Annotated in this window: 16 protein-coding genes and 1 tRNA gene; 10 read left to right on the top strand and 7 right to left on the bottom strand. The window is 72.2% G+C overall.

Features of this window, described 5'->3' with window-relative positions; genetic code table 11:
• Positions 1–191 precede the first annotated feature (191 nt).
• The 4 genes from AB0F15_RS32590 to AB0F15_RS32575 are packed head-to-tail and all read right to left on the bottom strand — an operon-like array spanning position 192 to position 4,276.
• Positions 192–1,220: a carboxymuconolactone decarboxylase family protein gene (locus AB0F15_RS32590; RefSeq protein WP_360278791.1), complete on the bottom strand. Its 1,029-nt coding sequence runs from the start codon at positions 1,218–1,220 to the stop codon at positions 192–194.
• Positions 1,221–1,229: 9 nt separating this feature from the next.
• Positions 1,230–2,435, bottom strand: coding sequence for a class I SAM-dependent methyltransferase (locus AB0F15_RS32585; protein ID WP_360278789.1), 1,206 nt, complete (start codon positions 2,433–2,435; stop codon positions 1,230–1,232).
• Between the two features lie 30 nt (positions 2,436–2,465).
• On the bottom strand, positions 2,466–3,845 hold the full coding sequence (locus AB0F15_RS32580) for a cytochrome P450 (RefSeq protein WP_360278786.1): 1,380 nt from the start codon (positions 3,843–3,845) through the stop codon (positions 2,466–2,468).
• Positions 3,842–4,276, bottom strand: a complete 435-nt coding sequence (locus tag AB0F15_RS32575) for an SgcJ/EcaC family oxidoreductase (RefSeq protein WP_360278783.1) — start codon at positions 4,274–4,276, stop codon at positions 3,842–3,844. Before AB0F15_RS32575 ends, AB0F15_RS32580 begins: the two co-directional genes overlap by 4 nt.
• Before the next feature lie 297 nt (positions 4,277–4,573).
• Here AB0F15_RS32575 and AB0F15_RS32570 point away from each other — a divergent pair, with 297 nt between their 5' ends.
• From AB0F15_RS32570 to AB0F15_RS32535, 8 genes are all read left to right on the top strand, one after another.
• Positions 4,574–4,909, top strand: a complete 336-nt coding sequence (locus AB0F15_RS32570) for a DUF6235 family protein (RefSeq protein ID WP_360278780.1) — start codon at positions 4,574–4,576, stop codon at positions 4,907–4,909.
• A gap of 222 nt (positions 4,910–5,131) precedes the next feature.
• On the top strand, positions 5,132–5,617 hold the full coding sequence (locus tag AB0F15_RS32565) for a DUF6423 family protein (RefSeq protein WP_360278804.1): 486 nt from the start codon (positions 5,132–5,134) through the stop codon (positions 5,615–5,617).
• An 83-nt stretch (positions 5,618–5,700) separates the two neighbouring features.
• Positions 5,701–7,011, top strand: a complete 1,311-nt coding sequence (locus AB0F15_RS32560) for an FAD-dependent oxidoreductase (RefSeq protein WP_360278777.1) — start codon at positions 5,701–5,703, stop codon at positions 7,009–7,011.
• On the top strand, positions 7,001–7,450 hold the full coding sequence (locus AB0F15_RS32555; RefSeq protein ID WP_360278775.1) for a DUF6187 family protein: 450 nt from the start codon (positions 7,001–7,003) through the stop codon (positions 7,448–7,450). Before AB0F15_RS32560 ends, AB0F15_RS32555 begins: the two co-directional genes overlap by 11 nt.
• A complete protein-coding gene (locus AB0F15_RS32550; RefSeq protein ID WP_360278771.1) occupies positions 7,422–7,973 on the top strand; it encodes a carboxymuconolactone decarboxylase family protein in 552 nt (183 codons plus the stop codon). The genes AB0F15_RS32555 and AB0F15_RS32550 overlap by 29 nt, the downstream gene beginning before the upstream one ends.
• A 127-nt stretch (positions 7,974–8,100) precedes the next feature.
• Positions 8,101–9,141 (top strand): 3-deoxy-7-phosphoheptulonate synthase, encoded by a 1,041-nt coding sequence (gene aroF, locus AB0F15_RS32545; RefSeq protein WP_360278768.1) that lies wholly within the window; start codon positions 8,101–8,103, stop codon positions 9,139–9,141.
• A 586-nt stretch (positions 9,142–9,727) separates the two neighbouring features.
• Positions 9,728–10,909 (top strand): acyl-CoA dehydrogenase family protein, encoded by a 1,182-nt coding sequence (locus AB0F15_RS32540; protein ID WP_360278802.1) that lies wholly within the window; start codon positions 9,728–9,730, stop codon positions 10,907–10,909.
• A gap of 140 nt (positions 10,910–11,049) precedes the next feature.
• Positions 11,050–12,081 carry an SDR family NAD(P)-dependent oxidoreductase gene (locus AB0F15_RS32535; RefSeq protein WP_360278766.1) on the top strand — a complete coding sequence of 344 codons (1,032 nt, stop codon included), beginning with the start codon at positions 11,050–11,052 and terminating at the stop codon, positions 12,079–12,081.
• 826 nt (positions 12,082–12,907) lie between these two features.
• On the opposite strand, the gene AB0F15_RS32530 is transcribed toward AB0F15_RS32535, so the two are convergent.
• Together AB0F15_RS32530 and AB0F15_RS32525 are read right to left on the bottom strand one after the other, a co-directional pair.
• A tRNA-Arg gene (locus AB0F15_RS32530) sits at positions 12,908–12,984 on the bottom strand.
• 642 nt (positions 12,985–13,626) lie between these two features.
• Positions 13,627–14,010, bottom strand: coding sequence for a peptidase inhibitor family I36 protein (locus AB0F15_RS32525; RefSeq protein ID WP_360278763.1), 384 nt, complete (start codon positions 14,008–14,010; stop codon positions 13,627–13,629).
• 506 nt (positions 14,011–14,516) lie between these two features.
• On the opposite strand from AB0F15_RS32525, the gene AB0F15_RS32520 reads away from it, so the two are divergent.
• Positions 14,517–15,752 (top strand): MFS transporter, encoded by a 1,236-nt coding sequence (locus AB0F15_RS32520; RefSeq protein ID WP_360278760.1) that lies wholly within the window; start codon positions 14,517–14,519, stop codon positions 15,750–15,752.
• A gap of 114 nt (positions 15,753–15,866) precedes the next feature.
• Complete coding sequence (locus AB0F15_RS32515) at positions 15,867–17,051, top strand: ATP-binding protein (RefSeq protein WP_360278757.1); 1,185 nt, start codon at positions 15,867–15,869, stop codon at positions 17,049–17,051.
• Here AB0F15_RS32515 and AB0F15_RS32510 read toward each other — a convergent pair.
• Positions 17,025–17,663 (bottom strand): histidine phosphatase family protein, encoded by a 639-nt coding sequence (locus AB0F15_RS32510; protein ID WP_360278755.1) that lies wholly within the window; start codon positions 17,661–17,663, stop codon positions 17,025–17,027. The two genes, AB0F15_RS32515 and AB0F15_RS32510, sit on opposite strands and share 27 nt — an antisense overlap.
• Positions 17,664–17,689 lie beyond the last annotated feature (26 nt).

Genomic DNA, 17,689 nt, shown 5'->3' with positions numbered 1-17,689 from the left:
TTCACACCGTCGCGTCCGGCCAACTCGCCGCCCGCAGCGGCCAACTCGCCCGTGTTCCCGGTGAGTTGGCCGTTTTGGGCGGCGAGTTGGCCGCTGCGGGCATTGAGTTGGCTGTTGCGGGCGGTGAGTTGGCTGTTGCGGGCGGTGAGTTGGCTGTTGCGGGCGACAGGTACGTTTCGGCGGCGGCCGGTTCACGCGCGGTCAGCGGCCCCGGCGAGCCAGCTGCTGACCCGGCGGGCCGCGGCCATCCCCGCCCACGCGGTCAGCTCGATCAGGGTGCCGTCGCCGGTGGCCGTGGCGCGGAACGCGTCCACCAGGTCTTCGTCGACCTGGTAGGACGCCAGCGCGACGGCCAGGGCGAGCCGACCGGCCGGGCGGTCGGCCTCGGTGAGCCCGGCGACCGCTTCCTCGAGCCAGGATCGGCTGAGTCCCGGCGGCTGTCCGTCCCAGGTGGACAGCCAGTCGAGCAGGAGCGTCCGGACGGCGGCGGGCACCGAACGGGCGCCCGCCGCTTCCGCCGCGGCGTAGGCCCGGGCGAGCGCGTCGGCGACGACCGGGTTCCCGGCCGCCCAGTGCAGGTCCTCCGGCAGCGGGGCCTCCGGCAGCAGCTTCAGTGAGTCACCCGCCCGCGGGCCGGGACCCACCGACGGCCGCAGCACGCCGCCGAGCACCCGCCGCGCCCGCGGCTTGGCGGCCTCGGGGACGTGCGCGGGAAACGGCGAATCCCGGAGGAACACGTTCACCATGCGGTTGTAGTACTGGAACGCCACGGCGACGCCGATCAGCTCGGGTGCCTGCGCGGGCGGGAACGGTGGCGCGGGCGCCGCCGCGGTCGCGGACGCGCGCGCCCACGCCTCGAGCTCGTCCCGGACGGCCCCGCCGGGGCCGTCCGGGATCGCGGCGAGCGTCATGCCGTGCACGTCCACGCAGTACGGGCAGCTGTTGGCCGCCGACACCCCGGTGGCCACCGCCTCCTTGGCCGCCCGCCCGGCCACACCGGGCGCCAGCAGCGTCTCCCGCAGCAGCACCCAGGCCGCGGCCATCGTCTCCGGCGCCGCGGAGTGCAGCGCCACCGGCGGTGCGAGCATCCCGAAGTCCCGCTCCACCTGCCGGTAGACCGCGGCGACCAGGCCGCGGGCCCGGCGCCGGGGCACCACCTCGACGTGCCGGGTGTCGCGCAGGGACTTGCGCACGGCGAAGCGGACCAGACCGGCGATCATCGTGGGCTCCTATCGGGCGGTGTGCGCGCGGGCGATCACGGAGCCCACCACGAAGTCCGGGTACTGCTCGGCGACGGCGTCCACATCGGGCAGGACCGTGACGTCACCGAGCCCGGCCCCCTCGAACGTCGCCCGCCAGGCGGCCGGGGTCAGGAAGCCGTGCGTGGGCCGCTTCACCGGGTCGGTGATGACGTCGGTGAAGCTGTCCAGGAAGTCGAAGATGATTTCGGCGTGGATGGGCCGGGCGAGCTTCGTCGGCCGCACGCATTCGGACACGACGACCGCGCCGCCCGGCTTCAGTGCCTTCGCCGCCTCGGCGACGACGAAGTCGAGGTCGGGGGCCACGTGGAAGCAGTTGACCGCGTACACGGCATCGAACGTGCCGGGCTCGACTCCCTGCGCCGCCCAAGGCAGCGTCATGTCGATGCGGGCCGACTCGACCGTCGTCGACGGCGACGCGGCCGCGGCGGCCGCCTTCTCGCCGTGCCGGGCGAACGTCTCGGCGACCTCGGTGAACCGGTAGCGGGTGACGGCGGAACCGAGCGTGCGGAGCGCCTGTTCGGCGCCGCTGCCGCAGCCGCCGCCGATCTCGAGGATCTCGAACGGGCCGCCCCCCGTCGGCACGAGACGGGAAAGCGCCTCCGCGCCGACCTTGTTGTTGATGGAGTACAGCAGGTTGTCGTTGGAGAAGTACTTCAGCCACAACGGCAGCTTGGCGGGGGCGAAGAGGATTTCGTCGCCGGTCGCTTCGCCGGCGAAGAACGTCTTCGCCTCGTCGACCAGCGTCCGCAGGATTTCGACGGCGACGGCGGCACCCGGCTCGCGCGCGGCGAGTTCGGCGGCGACGTCGTCGAACGACGGGACGGCCACCGTGCCGGGCACGTACCGGCCGCCCTCCCGGGCGAAGATCCCCGAGTCCGACAGCTTTTCGTACAGGAAGTGCAGCGGGATCGTCCGGCGCCACGGGATCGACAGCTCCTGCTTCGCCTGCTGGACCGAGGTTCCGGAAGCCGTCGGCAGGGCACCGATCGAGGAGAGGATCCGGTGGGCGGTCGCGTCGACGAGGCGGGCGAACGTCTCGTTGGCCGCCAGGAAGCGGAACGGGAAGTGCTCCCGGACTCCCTCGTCGGCGATGGCGGCGCGCAGCTTCGCGAACTCCGCCGCCTTCGGGTGGTCTTCGGGCCGGCCGTAGGCGTTCTCCGCCTGCTCAGTCATGGTCACTCACTTTCGCGATGTCCGACGGGGTCAGGCCGCAGCACGGCCGGCTTCCGGGAACGAGTGGACGGTCAGGGGCAGCCCGCCGCCGAGGCGCAGCGACATCATCGGCTCCGGCACGACCGTCCGGCCGGGCACTGTTTCGAAGCTCAGATCGCGCAGCAGCGTCGAAATGATGAAGGTGGCCTCCATCATCCCAAGGTGGTTCCCGACGCAGAACCGGGGACCGGCACCGAACGGGATGTGCGCGTAGCGCGGCCGGTCCACGGGCTTGGCCGGGTCGAACCGGCCGGGGTCGAACCGGTCCGGCTCCGGCCAGTACCTCGGGTGCCGGTGCAGCGTGTACGGGCAGATCAGCACTTCGGCGCCGGCGGGCACGTGGTAGCCGCCGACCTCGTCGTCGGCGATCGCCCGGCGCGGCAGGATCCACACCGGCGGGTTCAGCCGCATGGCCTCCTGCAGCACCATGTGCGTGTAGCGCAGCTTGGGCAGGTCCTCGTAGGTGGGCCGGCGGTCGCCGTAGACCGCCACCGCCTCCTCGTGCAGCCGGTCCCGGACCTCCGGGTGCCTGCTCACGTGGTCCAGGGTCCAGCCGACGGTGCTGGCCGTCGTCTCGTGCCCGGCCAGCAGCAGGGTCACCAGTTCGTCGCGCATGCGGCGGTCGGCGACGCGCTGGTCGCTTTCCCGCGCGGTGGAGGCGATCAGCCGGGTCAGCACGTCGTCGCCGGCCGCGGACGGCTGGGTCTTCCGCCGCTCGACGAGGATCCCGACCACCTCCTGGAGGTGGTCACGCGCCGACCGGAACGCCCGCTGCCCCTTCAGCGGCAGCCACCGCGGCACCAGGCCCAGCGTCTCCATCTCGAACATCGCCTGGTCCTGGACGGCCTCGAAGGAGTGCTCGACGTGAGCGAACTCGCCGAGGTCGATGTCCAGCAGGGTGGTGCCGAGCACGCCCAGCGTGAGGGCGGTGACCTCGGTCAGCACGTCCACCGGCCGGCCGGTGCCCCGGTGGGCGCCGATCCGTTCGACCAGTGCGAGCGCCTCGTCGACGATCACCCCGGCCTGCGCGGCGATCCGCTTGTGCTGGAACACCGGCTGGATGGCGCGCCGCTGTTCCTTCCACAGCGCGCCTTCGGAGGTCAGCAGCCCGTCGCCGAGGGCCCGTTTGGCCTCGGTGTAGCCGATGCCCTTGTGGTAGTTGCCCGCGTTGTCGGCGAGCACGTGCTTGGCGTGGTCGGGATGGTTGAAGATGTAGAGCGTCTTCGGGCCGATTGCCACCCGCACCGCGTCGCCGTACTCGCGGACGGCCTCGCTCATCAGGCCGAGCCGGTCCGCGCGGAGCTTGCGCAGGATCCCCGGGGCGGCCCGGCGCGGTGGTCCCGGGGGAACGCGGCGAGGGCGGCCGGTCATGCCGTCGGGCCGGGTGTGGGCAGGCCCTGCTTCGCGGGGGTGTTCTGGTAGGCGGCGAGCCGCCACTGGCCCTCGGTCCGCACGACCAGCCAGGAGGCGCGGATCGCCTGCGCGGTGGACACCTCGGTCTCGCCGGCCGCCAGCACGCCGCCGGACGACAGCAGCAGCGCGGCGTCAGGACCGAAGAAGCGCAGGCCGACCGGCTTGCCGATCACCTGGGTGCCGGCGTACGGCCCGGCGAAGGCGTCGGCGAAGTATTCCTTGATGGCCTGGCGGCCCTGCCGGAAGATGCCGGGCAGGATGAGCGTGCCGTCTTCGGTGAACAGGTCGGCGATCGAAGCGGCGTCCTGGTGCGCCCAGGCCGCCAGGAGCCGCTGGGGGATCACTGCGACGGCCGCCTGGTCGGCGGCCGGCACCTCGGTGGTGGTCATGGCGCTTCCTTTCGGGCGAACGGCTGGGGACGACGGCGGGCAGGGAAAACCGGCCGGACGGCGCGGCTTCCCGGTCACTCGTCCACGTTCGCACCGATCGCCGCCCACCCACGTCTCCCGCAGTGCGGGGGTGCCGTGGGCCGCCCGGGCCCGCAGCGCAAGATCGGAGATGAGCCCGGCCCGTGCCCCGGGGCAAACTGGAAGCTGTTTGGGCCGAAGTGTCACCAGGGCCCGGTGCGGGCCGGGGCCCGCGACCCGTCTCGGGTACCCCCCGGACGTTGGTTGGGAGGCCGGCGGATGGCGATGCGCCTCCAGCTCGTCGAGGGATTCGAGCTGCTCGAGGAATGGGCCGAATCGGCGTCACAGGCCCAGAGAAATGTCATGTACGAAGCTTTGTTCGCCGTCAGTGACGGTTCCGCATTCCTCATTTACGACATTTTCGGTGACCCCGGTGATCGGGGTAATCTCGTCGTCGCGGTGAAACCCGATCTGGTGCTCAAGGTTGTGCTGCGGCGCGCGGACTCGTCGTTCGCGATCCGCTATGCCGGCCCGCCGGACGACGACGAAGCCGCCGGTCCCGGCGGCGAGGTCGTGATGTCCGGTGAGGAGCCCGGCAGCCCCGAAGGGGGTTAGGCCGAACGGTCCAGCGCCGGGCCTCCACCCGGCGGGCACACATCACGAGCGATCGATGTATTCCTCACCTTGACAGCGTCTCTCAGCGTGTGAAAACCTTTTCGTGTTCGCTGGTCAGCCCGCATTCTGGGGATCCTTGTTCAAAGGAGGCGCTGGACCATGTCTTCACCCGAGTTGCCCGGACTGGACGTCCACGGACGCGTAAGGGCCCGTGACATCCAGATGACCGGCACGGCCGATCTCGGCCGCCGCGTCCTGATGATCACCGGGGCCATCGACACCACCGACCACGACGTCGCGATCAGCGTCACCCTGCCGGCGGCGGGTCGCTGGCAGGTCATCAAGGCCGAGACGAACCTGACCGACCGCACCTGGGTGGCCATGCAGGCGGTGCTCGACGAGGACTCGACGTTCGTCGACGACCCCGGGACCGCCGTGATGTCCCCGCAGTTCGCGAAGAGCTTCATGACGCCGGACCAGCGGCGGCTCACCTTCTACGACGGTGAGGTCCGCCCGGGCGAAGCGGTGCTCAAGATGTATTCGATGGAGACGGGCGGCCGCAAGCCGGGCTACTTCTACTCCCGGTACAGCCCGATCGCCACCGACAGCGCCGAACAGTCGCAGGCGACGCTGGACCAGCTGGTCAGCGACGGGATGCAGCAACGCCCGGTGATCGAGCTGATCGTGCCGATCACCGTCGTCGATTGAACCCCGGCCGCGGCCGGTATGGTGCCGATGGTTCCGGCCGGCTGCGGTCCTTGTCCCCCTGCTTCCGGCCGGAGTGGTGACCCGTGATCAAGTTCGTGCCGGAGCCGCACCTGCTCGAGTCGCCCCGCGGCCGTGACTGGCCGCGGCTGCCGCAGCCCGCCGTCCGCGACCGGGACGACGTACCGGCGAACACCGCCGAAGTCGTCATCGTCGGCGCGGGCCCGGCCGGCCTCGCGGTCGCGTCCGCGCTGTGGCACCACGGCGTGCGCGATGTCGTGCTGGTCGACCGGGACGGCCGCCCGTGCGGCCGGTTCTTCGCCCGGATCGACCGGCTCGGCCAGCGGGTGCTCCGCTCGCCGTACGAACACCACCCCGGCGTCGAGGGGTACCGCGACTGCGAGCTGCTGGACTTCGCGCGGCTGCACTGGGCACGGCTGACGGCCACCGAGCGGCGCGAGATCCGGATGGCCCAGGCCGGCCACCGCTCGGTCGTCCCGGTCGACGTCTTCCAGGCCTACTGCGACCACCTGGCGACGAGCCACCACGTCGCGGAGAAGACCTGGCGGGCGTCGGTGCGCGAAGTGCTGCCGACCGACGAAGCGGTGACAGTGCGCGCGAACCGGTTCACCGTGACCGCCCGGCACGCGGTGCTCTGCCTCGGCGAGGAACGACGTCCGGCGCCCGAAGCCTGGTGGGGTGGCGGCCCGCCGCCCGCCGGAGTGTCCTACTGGGACGAACCGGCGACGCCGGGCGGGCAGCGCCAGATCGTGGTCGGCGCCGGGCTCACCGCGGCGCACCTGATCGCCGACGCGCTCGCGGCGGGCAGGCAGGTGCACTGGGTGGTCCGGGAAACAGGCGAGCACTACCAGTGCGCCGACGTCAATTCGTCGTTCTTCCGCCCGGAGGGCCGGGCGCGCTTCGACGGCGTCGACCGGCCCGGGCGGCTGGACCTGATGCGCCGCTTCCGGCGGGCTTCCATCATGTTCGAGTTCCGGCCCCTGCTGCAGCAGGCCGAAGCCGACGGGCGGCTGGTCGTGCACCGCGGCGAGTCGGTCAAGGAAGTCGGCGAAGGCGTCCTGTGCCGGCTGGAGAGCGGCCGGTCCATCGGCGCGGACACCGCCGTGCTGGCGCTGGGCACGACCCCGTCGATCGGCAGCGGTCTGCTGCCGCCGGGGGTCGTGGGGGAGCGCGACGGCTGGCCGGACCTGGACGAGCGGACGCTCCGCTACACCCGCACCCCCCGCGTGTCGGTGGTGGGCGCGGCGGCCGGGCTGGTGCTCGGCCCGGCCGCGCGCAACATCGACGGCCACCGGGTGGCGACCGCGCGGGTGGCCGCGTCGATCGCGCACAGCCTGCGCCACGGCCTCGTCCCGGTGGTGGCCGGTGCCCGATGACACCCGGTTCGCGCTGCCCTCGATCGACGCCCCGGACGCCACCGAGGTCGGTGTCATCCTGCTCGGCCTCGACGCGGAGCGCCTGCTGGCCGGCGTCGGCTTCGCCCGGCTCGCCGACGACCCGGCGCTGGTCACCCAGGTCGTCGACCAGGCACGGCACGAGGTGGCCGGCCTCGGTTACGCCGGCCTGATCGCGGCCGGACGGGCCCGCTGGCGCGCGGTCCGGGCGGCCGCCGGGAGCCCGCCCGGCACGGCGACCCCGGCTTCCCCGCGGCGCGCCTGGGCCGAAACCGCCGAGCACGTCGCCGCCGCCGTCCCCGATGCCGGACCGGCGTCCATCGCCTACCTGACCGCCTGCACGCTGCGCCGCCGGGAAGTCGACCGGCTCGCCGACGAAGACGGAGAACCCGATGTCGTACTTGAAGTCCCTGCCGGCTGAGACCAGGCTGCTGGAGGTGTTCCGGGCCTACCCCGGCCCCGCCCGGCCGCTGCTGGACCTGCACGAGCAGGTCATGCGGGCCGAATCCCCCTTCACCCCGGGCGAGCGGGAGCTGATCGCGGCGTACGTCTCGGGCCTGAACGGCTGCGACTACTGCCACGGCATCCACACGATCACCGCGGAGGCGTTCGGCGTCCCCGAAGGGCAGCTCGCCGCCGCGGTGCGCGACCTCGAGTCCGCGCCCGTGGACGAGAAGATGAGGCCGGTGCTCGCCTACGTCGGCAAGCTGACCCGCACGCCGTCCCGGGTGACCGACGCCGACGCCGACGCCGTGTTCGCCGCCGGCTGGGACGAGCGCGCGCTGCACGACGCGGTCCTGGTGTGCGCGCTGTTCAACTTCATGAACCGCATGGTCGAGGGCGTGGGGCTGAGCGCCGATGCGGCCTACGCGGAGGTGTCGGGCCGCCGGCTGCGCGAAGTCGGTTACGCGGGCTTGGGAAAGGTGCTCGCCGAAGAGGGCTAGGCCACCTGGGAATCGAGCACGACGGCGGGTGCGCAACTGTGGAGACGCAGCTAGCCGCCGCCCGGGCGGATGCTTGATTCCACGGCCACCGCCGCGGTGGCCGCGGCCTGCGGAAGGTGCGGAAATCATGGTCATCGTCCTGGCTGCCGACGCCACGGAAAGTGATGTCGAGGCCATTGTCGACCGGGTCGTGAACGCAGGCGGCGAAGCCTTCGTCAGCCGCGGTGTGAGCCGGGTGATCGTCGGTCTCGTCGGCGACGTCGACCGCTTCGAAACGCTCAACTTCGGCGCGATGCCGGGCGTCCACAGCGTCACCCGCATCTCCGCGAAGTACAAGCTGGTGAGCCTGGAGCACCGGCAGGAACGGTCCACTGTGTACGTTCGCGGGGTGCCGATCGGCCCGGACACGGTGACCCTGATCGCCGGGCCGTGCGCGGTGGAAACCCCGGAGCAGACCCTGGAGGCGGCGCGGATGGCGCAGGCCGCGGGCGCGACCCTGCTGCGCGGCGGCGCTTTCAAGCCGCGCTCGTCGCCCTACGCCTTCCAGGGGCTCGGCGAACTGGGGTTGCGGATCCTGGCCGACGTGCGCGACGAGACCGGCCTCCCGGTGGTCACCGAGGTGGTCTCCGCCCAGGACGTCGAGATGGTCGCCCGGTACGCGGACATGCTGCAGATCGGCACCCGGAACATGCAGAACTTCGGGCTGCTGCAGGCGGTCGGCGAGGCCGGCAAGCCGGTGCTGCTCAAGCGCGGCATGAGCGCGAGCATCGAGGAATGGCTGATGGCCGCCGAATACGTCGCCCAGCGCGGCAACCTCGACATCGTGTTGTGCGAGCGGGGGATCCGCACGTTCGAGACCGCGACCCGCAACACCCTCGACATCTCCGCCGTGCCGGTGGTCCAGGGGCTTTCGCACCTGCCGGTGATGATCGACCCATCACACTCCGGCGGGCGCCGCGACCTGGTGCTGCCCCTTTCGCGCGCGGCGATCGCCGTCGGCGCGGACGGCGTGCTCGTCGACGTCCACCCCCACCCGGAGCAGGCCCTCTGCGACGGCCCCCAGGCACTGGTCGCCGACGACCTGCGAATCCTGCAGCGCTCCCTGGAAGACCTCGCCGGCGTGCTGGGCCGCGGGGTGCCGTCGTGGCGGAGCCGCCGCGCCGCGTAAGCCGGAACCTGCGCGGGCACGCTGTTCTCCCCGGGTGATTCCGGGCGGTGCGACGACGCAGCGGTCGCGGAGAAGTGCTGGTGTGTCAACGTTCTTGGGAGCGGGCACGGTACGCAGGCGAGTGCGGGTGTTCGGCCGCACCGCCGCGAGCCACCCGTGGCTCGGTCGCTCCATTGTGGACCGATGGTGGCCGGGGCTAGTGCTCGGCGAGCGGAAGCGGCCGGTCCGGTGGCCGACGCGGCGTTCTGCGTGCCGCGGTCGGATTGCCTTGGGGTACCTCGTTTGTTGCGCGAGTACCGCATCGCGGCGGACCACGAACTCGGACCGCACCTGAGCTGCCCGGGCGTGTCCGCCGCGCCGGTGTCCGCGGGGAACGTCGGCGGCGCGGAGAAAAGACACCCGGCCCGCCGCCGCCGTGCAGCACTCTTCAGTGCTGGGAAGACGTTGCCGGAACCCGGGTAGGGCCCGCGCAAACGAGGAGATGCGCGACCCGGCCCCCTGGGGCAGCCTTGAAGGGGAAGATTTCCGGCCGCCGGCCTGGCTTCGCGCGCCTGGTGTTCGTTCTCGTCCGCCCCATTTGGAGGATATCTTGGCCACCACGATCCCGACGCGCGAGGAAATCGTGCGCAAGGTGTCGGACCTGATCCCGTCCCTGCGCAGCCGGGCGGCGTCGGCCGAGGAAAACCGGCGACTGCCCGAGGAGACGATCGAGGCGCTCGCCGACGCCGGTGTCTTCAAGCTGCGGCGCCCCAAGCACTTCGGCGGGTACGAATCGGACGCCCGCACGCTCACCGAGGTCTTCACCGCGATCGGCCAGGGCTGCGGCTCCACCGCGTGGGTCGCGTCGGTCTACTCGATCCCGACCTGGATGGCCTGCCAGTTCCCGGACGAGGTGCAGGAGGAGGTCTTCGCGACCCCGGACGTCCGGATCTGCGGCACGCTCAGCCCGACCGCGATGGCCACGCCGACCGACGGCGGCATCGTCGTGAACGGCAAGTGGGGTTTCATCAGCGGCGCGCACCACGCGCACTGGCAGGAGATCATCGCGATCCTGGTGCCGCCGGACGGTGAGCCGTACCCGGTGATGGCCCTGGTGCCGTTGTCGGACCTGCTGGTCGTCGACGACTGGGACACCATGGGGCTGCGGGGGACCGGCAGTGTCAGCACGTTCGCCAAGGACCTGTTCGTCCCGCAGGAGCGCGTGCTCCCGCTTCCGGTGGTGCTGTCCGGGCAGACCGCGTCGCAGCGCAACGCGGACTCGCCGGTCTACCGCGCGCCGCTGATGCCGGTCGCGGCCGCGTCCTCGACGGGTGCGATCGTGGGCATGGCGAAGGGTGCCATGGATGTCTTCCTGGACCGGCTGCCCGACCGCAAGATCACCTACACGAACTACGAAAGCCAGCGCGAGGCGCCGATCACCCACTTCCAGGTGGCCGAGGCGGCGCTGAAGACCGACGCGGCCGGGTACCACGCCTGGCACGCGGCGGACCTGCTGGACCGCAAGTGCGCCGAGGGCACCGAGTGGAAGCTCGAGGAGCGGGCCCGGACGCGCGCCGATGTCGGCCAGGTGATCCAGCTCGCCAAGGAGGCGATCGGCATCCTCGCGAACGCGAGCGGCGGCAGCTCGGTCTACCGCGGAATCCCGATCCAGCGGATCAACCGCGACATCCAGGCGGTCAACCAGCACGCGCTGATGCACCCGAACACGAATTTCGAGCTGTACGGCCGGGTGCTGTGCGGCCTCGAACCCAACACCCTCTACATCTGAGGCGGCGAGCCGGAACCGGCCGGCTCCGGAGCACCCGCGTGCCACGGCGAGAACGTCGTCGAACGGCCTGATCCACGAGCTGGTCCGAGGGGCCGTTGTCCGTGCCGCGGGCAACGGCCCCTTCCGTACCTGGAGGTTCGATGCTGGTCAGTGTCACCGGTGGCACCGGCTTCGTCGGCGCGCACTCGGTCGCCGCGGTGCTCCGGGCCGGCCACCGGGTCCGGCTGCTCGTCCGCGACGAAGGCACCGTGGAGCGCGCGCTCGTACCGTTGGGGGTCGACACCGGCGCGGTCGACGTCGTCACGGGCGACGTCATGGACCGGTCCAGTGTGGACCGCCTGGTGCACGGCGCCGACGCGCTGCTGCACGCGGCAGCGGTGTATTCGTTCGACAGCCGCGCTCATCGCGAGATGGGGCGGACCAACGTCGAGGGCACCACGCACGTGCTGGACGCCGCCCGCCGCGCCGGAACCGGCCGGATCGTGTACGTGTCCAGCTTCGGTGCGCTCCTCCCCACGCCGGACCGGGTACTCGGCCCGGATTCGCCGGTCGGCCGCCCCCGGGAGACGTACCTCGCGGCCAAGGCCGCCGCCGAGTCCGTGGCGCGCGGCCACCAGTCCGCGGGGGTGCCGGTGACGATCACCTACCCGCCCGCGCTGCTCGGTCCGCACGACCCCAAACTGGGCGATCAGGTCACGCGGGTGCGCAACACGCTGCGCGGGCTGATGCCGGTCTGGCCGTCCGGCGGGCTGCCGGTCGGCGACGTCCGCGACACCGCCGCGTTGCACGCGGCGGTGCTCGGCGGGGCAGGACCGGCAGGCAACCGGCACTTCGCCCCCGGCCACTACCTGAGCACCCGCCGGTTCGTGGCGACACTGCGCGAGATCACCGGCCGTGCGCTGCCGGCGATTCACCTCCCCGCCCGCGCAATGCTGCCCCTCGGCGCGCTCGTGGGGCTGGTGCAGCGAGTGTGGCCATGGCACATCCCGGCGGAGTACGGCGCGATCTACACGTGCGCGTGCGCGGCCAGGGTGCCCGAAACGGCGAGCGGGCACTCGAGCAGGCCGGTGGAGGAGACCTTCGCCGACACGATCCGCTGGCTCCACGGCGAGGGCCTGCTGTCGGCTCACGCGGCAGGAACCGCGGCAGCCAACGGCCTGCGCGCGGCGTGATCATCGCCGCGGTGCTGCAGTGCTGGGCTGCCGCGCTGCCGCCCTGCTGCACTGCCGCGGTGCCGCGGTGCCGGACTGCCGCGCCGCCGAGTCGAACGAGCAGATGTGTGGAATCGCCTCGTCTCCTGGCGCAACGAATCGAGCAGCCGCAGGGGTTCGCGGTTGTCCTTCGTCGTCAAGTCGGGTACCGCGGACCAGTTGGGCCCGGACCGACCGGACCGCCGGGGCCAGTGGTCCGGTCCACGCTGCTCGGGTTCGCGGCCGCCAAGCGGAAGCACGGGATCAGGCTGCCTCCGATGTGGAGGGCGATTCGGGCGCCTCGGGCCCGGAAGGCTGCCGCTCACGCTCGGCCAGGTAGCGGAGCTTGACCAGATGTCGCCGGACAAGGCCCGCATGCCGAGCTTCGTCCAGTACGTTGCGGGTGATCCTGTTGGTGCGCCGCCGACGGTGCCGTCCGCCGGATCCTTCGTTTTCCACAGCGGTGTTCGCCTCCTGATCGGGTTGTGGTGGTTCACTCCATCGGTTGGCGTGGCGGCCGAACCGTGCCGGTGTCATCGCTCGGAGTGATCGATCGGTTGCAGAAGCCCGGTCAATTGGCTTTGCGTCCAGCCGACAAAGCTGTGCGGTAACAATTCGGAATGGCGCCGACGCCATTGGGCCACCTGGCTGCTCACGCGGTGCGCCTTGCGGACCAAAGCGAAGCCGGCACCCCGGGGCCGCCACCGTCCACAGTGGGGACACGCCTCGGCCGGGCAGCACGGTGGGATGTGGGACTGATCACGCGGCCGGGCGCGCCGTGCGCGATCGCGCACGGCGTCTTCCCTGGTGGCGCCCCCGGCAGGACTCGAACCTGCGACCTAGAGATTAGAAGGCTCTTGCTCTATCCAGCTGAGCTACGAGGGCCCGCGCCGACGGCTGCTGCCGGTCGTGCCGGTCGCCCGGCACGGGCAGCTTAGTCTTCGCCATCCTCTCGATCGTTCTACACCGGCGAATCGTTTCAGGTCTCGTTCGACGGAATTCGGAAGTTCGGCCGGGGGCGAGGCCGGGATCAGGCACCTGTAACGGGACGACGACCGTGTGTGCTCCTTTCGGTCCGGGTTGGAGCGGCTCGCCGGTCGGGTGGGTTCCGTGCCGGGCTCGAACCTGCTATCCAGAGATCAGAAGGCTCTTGCTCTGCCCGCCGGCTCGGGGCCGGAGGCTGTCTGCGTCAGCCTCGAACCGGCGACCTGGAGATGGGAAGGCTCATCCGCGGGTCGCCGGTACCCCGGCGCGGCCGCCGCCGACCCGGGCTCCAGGTGGAGGGTCGGCTCGATGTGCCCTCGGCTGGAGTTTCCGCGGACGCCGGCCGGCAGATGGGTGCCACCGGAGAACTCCGGGCTTCGCGCCCCAACGGCGTGGCGGGGCCCCGTGGGCGCGCCACGCCGCAGAGGCGCGCCCACGGGGTGGGGCCGCTGTCGGGGGAGCGGCCCCGGTCGGGGTCCGGCCGCCGCCGCGAGCCGGCTCTCTCCTGGGAGCGGGCGGCGGGTTCGGGCCCGGGTCAGGGCGTCACTCCCAGATCTGGATCCCGCGAACCAGGAACGACGCGTCCGGGACGAACGTGCCACCACCCGGGTAGGTGACAAAATCTCCCTCGGTCGAGCATTCCTCGCTCTGGTAGACCGTGACGTCCCGGGACATCAGATTCGCGAACGACGCCCCGGCGAATCCTTCCGGCAATGGAATGCATTCCGCCGGATTCGCGGTGCGCAGGTCGAATCGCTGGGCGGTGCCGCCGTAGTCGTTCGCCCGCCACAGGCAGAACTCACCCTTCTGACACCCGGGATCTTCGTGCGCGGACGCGGCTGTGGCGGTTCCGGCACTGCTCACGAGCCCCAGAACGGCCAGGACGAGCAAGCGCGGCAGGTGGGCGCGGAAACGGCGTGCAGACATCGTGGATTCCCCTCCGGAATCGCGGCTTTCGGGCCGCGGCGAACTGGTGATTCCAGGTTGGCGTCCGGGGGCTGATTTGTCAGCCCGCAATTTCGGATCTGTGGACAGCCGACCGGGTGGAAACCGGTTGTCCACAGATCCGCGAACGGTCTTGCCAGGGTGGGAAAGTAGTGCTAAGTGGGCCCGGTGCTGGTCCGCACCGCGCGGGAACCGGCACCTCGGCCGCGCGGGCACCGAGCCGGCGCCGGCGTGCCGTCGGCCAGCGAATACGCGACCGCGATGCGGCCTGCGCGATCGCTCCCGTGCGGGCTGGTCGCGAGGCTGCGCGCGGTCGGGGCCGGACCCGCGCAACCGAGCTCGGAAGCATCCGCGGCACCTGTCCCCGCAGCCGCGGGAACAGCGGGACCGGGCCGGTTGTCGGTGGTGGAGACGATGGCCCTCAAGGGCGTGGGACGGTGGCGCCGGGTGAAGCGCTTCAGTCACGCTGGACTGCGAAAGGGGGAGCCATGCGGGATCGGCTCGCGGTGTTCACGGTGTTCGCCCTCAACGGCGTCGCGCTGGGCTCCTGGGCGTCGCGCACGCCCGCGCTGGCGGCCCAGGTGCACGCTTCGCCCGGCGTCTTCGGCCTGGCCCTGCTCGGCGCCAGCGCCGGCATGCTCGCCGCCGCCTCGGTGTCCGGCCGGATCATCGAACGGGCCGGGGCCCGCGCGGTCGTCGCCGGGAGCACCGCGGCCGCCGCCGGCTCGCTGGTGCTGGTCGGTTTCGCGCCGGACGTGCCGCTGCTGGCCGGCGCGCTCCTGGTCATCGGCGCGAGCGTCGGGATGCTCGACGTCGCGATGAACGTCGCCGCGGTGGCCGTCGAACGCCGGGTCGGCCGTCCGCTCATGCCGGTGTTCCACGCCGGGTTCAGCTTCGGGGCCCTCGCCGGTTCGCTGGCCGCGGGTCTCGCCGCCGCCCACGGCTGGTCGCCGGGCCGCCACCTGACCGTGGCGGCCGTCGCCGCCGTCGTGGTGCTGCTGCTCATCGTCCGCGAGGTGCCGGGCAGCCGTCCCGAACGCACCGGACGAGTGGCGCCGGGCCGGGCGCCGGTCCGCCGTCCGGTGTTGTGGCTGCTCGCCGCCGTCGCGCTGTGCTCCGCGATCGCCGAAGGCGCGTCGTCGGACTGGTCCGCGCTGCTGATGACGGCCGAACGCGGGGTCGGCCCGGGCGCGGCGGCCCTCGCGTTCGCCGGGTTCCAGCTGGTCATGGCGCTGACCCGGCTCGCGGGGTCCTGGGCGCAACGCCGCTTCGGCCCGACCCGCTGTCTGGCCGCCGGTTCGGCGCTGGCCGCGGCGGGCCTGGTCACCGCGGCCGCGATCCCGGTCGCCGCCGCCGGTTACGCCGGTTTCGCGCTCGCCGGCGCCGGCCTCGCCGCCTCGTTCCCGCTCGCCCTCAGCCTCGCCGGCGACGCCGGGAAGCGCGGGGACGGCACCGGCGGCGAGCGGGAAATCGGCTTCGTCACGGCCATCGCCTACACCGGGTTCCTCGGTGGCCCGCCGATCATCGGCGGCATCGCGCAGGTCACGGACTACAGCGTGGCCTTCGGTTTCGCCGGGCTCGTCGCCGCCCTGATCCTGCCCGCCGCGATCGCCGCCCGGCGGTCGCGACGGCGCGAGGAGGCGGCCGCGGTGGTCGGCCGCCGGCCCTCTCCGGCCCGAAAATCCGTGCCGGAGACCGGGTTCCCGCCACGGTCCGGGCGTTGACAGCCGAATGGTCCCGGGGCAAGCTGACAGCATCAGTAAACTGAAATGAATGCTTCGACGTTTCGATTTCAGGTCGGCTGATCAGGGTAGGGGCCTTGGTCCGGGGAGGACGTCGTGAGGGTTGTGCTGTTCGGCGGCGCGGGGGCGCTCGCCGGCGTGAGCGGGCGGTTCGGTCCGGGACTTTCGCTGGTCCAGAACGCCGTGCCGCGGCTCGTGCTGGTGCCGGTCGTGTTCCGGCTCGTGTTGTTCCTGCAGGCGGTCTGGGCCGTCGACGGGCTCGCCGCGCCGGCGCTCGGCATCGCGGTCGCGCTCTACGTCGTGCCCAACCTCGTCGAGGTCGCCTGGGTCTTCCGCCGCACCACCGGCATCCGGCCGGTCCTCGCCGCCGACACCGCGTACACGGTCGTCACCAGCCTCGCCGTTGCGGCGTTCGCGGCGGACGTGCCCGGTCTGCTCGTCCTGACCTGGCCGAACATCCTGGGGACCGTCATGGTCTGGACCCTGCTGCGCGGCGCGCCGGCCGGCGCGGTGGCCATCGCGGGCGCGGTCCTCCTGCGGTACGGCACGGCCGCGGTCTCGGGCACGTCGGCGCCCGCGACGTGGATCCTGCTGGCGCTGCTCGCGGCGGCGGTGACGGCGCTGGCGATCGTGCTGCTGGTCGCGGGTTCGATGCGGTTCGCGCTCGGGCTGGGGGAGCAACGCGGCCGCGCCGCCGAACGGGAACGGCACCGCCGCGACGTCCACGACACGGTGCTGCAGGTGATGGAGTCCCTCGCGCTGCCGGCGCCCGGGGACGCGGCCGACCCGCGGGGCAGCCTCGACCAGGTCCGCCGCACCGCCCGCGCGCACGCCCTGCGCCTGCGGCTGAGCCTCGACGGCGACGCGGCCGCCGAGCCGGGTGGCCTCGAACACCGCCTCGGCGCTCTTGCCGTCGAAATGACGGCGGACGGCCTGGGCGTCGACGTCGTCTCGCTCGCGAAGCCGATCGAAGTACCCGAAAGTGTCGTCGATGCCTTGCACGACGCGGCCCGCGAAGCACTGCGAAACACGCTGAAGCACGCGAAGACGTCGAGAGCTGTGGTGTGCCTCGAAGGACGCGAAGGGATCGTGACGGTGTCCGTGCGCGATCACGGGACGGGCTTCGACCTCGGCGCGCACCGCGCGGGGTTCGGTATCGAGAACTCGATCCACGCGCGGCTGGCCGAGATCGGCGGCGCCGCGCGCATCGACTCGGCGCCGGGTCAGGGCACCAGGGTCGTGCTGACGGCGCCGCTAGAGCTGCGTTTCCCCGTCGGGTGAGTCCCGCCACTGGGCGAACGGGCGGTCCAGCGACCACTTGCCGTCCTGCTCTTCGAGGACGCGGTATTCGCAGGTCCCCGGGTTCGACAGCGACTCGAACAGCTCGATGCTCCAGCCGAAGAGCCGGCGGCACAGCAGCCGCAGCGTGAGCCCGTGCGACACGATCAGCACCGTCTCCGGGTGACTTTCGTCGCGCAGGCGCAGGTCCGAGAGGAACGCCGCGACGCGGTCGTCGACGTCCGCGCCCGACTCGCCGAAGGGCAGCCGGTAGAAGAAGTGCCCGAACTCGTGGCGCCGCGCCTTCTGGATCTCCTGCTCGGCCGGGTCCTGGAGGTTGCCCCAGTCCTGCTCGCGCAGCCGCGGTTCCGGCACCAGCCGCTCGTACGAGGCCCGGATGTCCAGCAGCCGCAACGTCTCCTGCGTGCGCGAATACGGGCTGACGTAGACGGCGGGCCGCGCGCCGCCGAGCAGGCGGACGATCTCCGGCGCCACCGCCTGCGCCTCCCGCCGTCCCTTCTCCGTCAACGGCAGGGCGTGGTCCGGGATCCGCGTGTAGGCGAGTTCGTCGACGTTGCCCAGCGACTCGGCGTGCCGCAGCAGGATCATCTTCACGCTCCCATCCTGCCCGTCACACGGGC

Source organism: Amycolatopsis sp. NPDC026612, assembly GCF_040638285.1.
Taxonomy (GTDB): Bacteria; Actinomycetota; Actinomycetes; order Mycobacteriales; family Pseudonocardiaceae; genus Amycolatopsis.
This window is presented reverse-complemented; position numbering and strand designations above follow the sequence as displayed.

What these genes read in the sequence shown, in the direction of transcription:
- aroF (WP_360278768.1), top strand. Translation starts at nt 8,101, where the DNA reads ATGGTCATCGTCCTGGCTGCCGACGCCACGGAAAGTGATGTCGAGGCC.
- AB0F15_RS32590 (WP_360278791.1), bottom strand. Translation starts at nt 1,220, where the DNA reads ATGATCGCCGGTCTGGTCCGCTTCGCCGTGCGCAAGTCCCTGCGCGAC.
- AB0F15_RS32550 (WP_360278771.1), top strand. Translation starts at nt 7,422, where the DNA reads ATGTCGTACTTGAAGTCCCTGCCGGCTGAGACCAGGCTGCTGGAGGTG.
- AB0F15_RS32525 (WP_360278763.1), bottom strand. Translation starts at nt 14,010, where the DNA reads ATGTCTGCACGCCGTTTCCGCGCCCACCTGCCGCGCTTGCTCGTCCTG.
- AB0F15_RS32585 (WP_360278789.1), bottom strand. Translation starts at nt 2,435, where the DNA reads ATGACTGAGCAGGCGGAGAACGCCTACGGCCGGCCCGAAGACCACCCG.
- AB0F15_RS32575 (WP_360278783.1), bottom strand. Translation starts at nt 4,276, where the DNA reads ATGACCACCACCGAGGTGCCGGCCGCCGACCAGGCGGCCGTCGCAGTG.
- AB0F15_RS32580 (WP_360278786.1), bottom strand. Translation starts at nt 3,845, where the DNA reads ATGACCGGCCGCCCTCGCCGCGTTCCCCCGGGACCACCGCGCCGGGCC.
- AB0F15_RS32520 (WP_360278760.1), top strand. Translation starts at nt 14,517, where the DNA reads ATGCGGGATCGGCTCGCGGTGTTCACGGTGTTCGCCCTCAACGGCGTC.
- AB0F15_RS32570 (WP_360278780.1), top strand. Translation starts at nt 4,574, where the DNA reads ATGGCGATGCGCCTCCAGCTCGTCGAGGGATTCGAGCTGCTCGAGGAA.
- AB0F15_RS32565 (WP_360278804.1), top strand. Translation starts at nt 5,132, where the DNA reads ATGACCGGCACGGCCGATCTCGGCCGCCGCGTCCTGATGATCACCGGG.
- AB0F15_RS32535 (WP_360278766.1), top strand. Translation starts at nt 11,050, where the DNA reads ATGCTGGTCAGTGTCACCGGTGGCACCGGCTTCGTCGGCGCGCACTCG.